Below are 1,292 nucleotides of genomic sequence, written 5' to 3'. Positions count from 1 at the left end.
ACCTTGCCGCGCACCGGGCAGTTTCGGTATTGTCCGTGCGCCCCCGCAAAGATCCCGAAGGAGCGAGCCAATGAGCATCAAGGCCGTCGTCTTCGACGCCTACGGAACGCTCTACGACATACAGTCGGTCGCGGAGATCACCGAGGATGCGTTTCCGGGCTACGGCGAGATCATCACGCAGGTCTGGCGGATCAAGCAGCTCGAATACACCTGGTTGCGGTCGCTGATGCGGCGCTACCAGGATTTTACGGCCGTCACGCGCGACTCGCTCGCCTATACGCTGCGCATGCTCGGGCTCGCTTATGAGCGCGAGGCGTTCGAGCGTGTGATCGCGAAATATCTGCACCTCGATCTCTATCCGGACGCAACGAGCGCGTTAGCGGCATTGAAGCCGCGAAAGCTCGCCATCCTCTCCAATGGCAGTCCGGACATGCTGGACGCGCTCGTGCGCAACACCAGGCTCGACCGCCTGCTCGACGCCACGATCAGCGTCGATGCGAAGAAGGTCTTCAAGCCATCTCCGGAGKCCTATGAGCTGATCGGCGAGACATTCGGCACCGCGCCGAATGAGGTGCTGTTCGTCTCGTCCAATCCCTGGGACGCGGCAGGCGCCAAGTCGTTCGGGCTGAACGTCGCCTGGATCGAGCGGGTGACGCCGGAAGCCATGGCGCTGGCTTGCGTCGAGAACGAACTCGTGGCACCGCTGACGATGTTCAAGGCGATCCGCACCCAGATGGACGAGCTTGGCTTTGCGCCGGACCACCGTGTCCGTTCGCTCTCCGAGCTGCCAGGTGTCGCCTGAGGATCGCCGCCCGCCCGTGAGTTTGGAATGAGCCTTCAATCCGTTCGCGCCTTCTTCGCCGAGAAAGCCCCCGACATCTCCGTGATCGAATCCCCGATCAGCTCCGCGACCGTGGCGCTCGCCGCCGAAGCCTATGGCGTCGAGCCCGGGCGGATCGCCAAGACGCTGTCGTTGCGGATCGGCGAGCGCGTCGTCCTAATTGTCGCCGCAGGCACCGCACGGATGGACAACAAGAAGGTGAAGGCTGCGTTCGGCGGCAAGCCGAAGATGCTGGGGCTGGAAGAGGTCGCCGAGATCACCGGCCACGAGGTCGGCGGCGTCTGCCCGTTCGGGCTGAAGTCGCCGCTGCCTGTCTATTGCGACGTGTCGCTGAAGGCGTTCGACGTGGTGGTGCCGGCCGCAGGCTCGACCCACAGCGCCGTGCGCATCACGCCCGAGCGGATGGCCGAACTGACCGCGGCCGAATGGGTCGACGTCTGCGAGGTCAGGC

At 64.5% G+C, this 1,292-nt stretch carries 2 protein-coding genes; both read left to right on the top strand.

Annotated features, from left to right (window positions below):
* Positions 1-70 precede the first annotated feature (70 nt).
* On the top strand, positions 71-802 hold the full coding sequence (locus ACXJL8_RS41410) for a haloacid dehalogenase type II (RefSeq protein ID WP_456687073.1): 732 nt from the start codon (positions 71-73) through the stop codon (positions 800-802).
* A 27-nt stretch (positions 803-829) separates the two neighbouring features.
* The coding region (locus ACXJL8_RS41405; protein WP_456687072.1) for a YbaK/EbsC family protein at positions 830-1,292 on the top strand (463 nt) is incomplete at its 3' end.

Source organism: Bradyrhizobium sp. P5_C11_2 (assembly GCF_054049755.1).
This window is presented reverse-complemented; position numbering and strand designations above follow the sequence as displayed.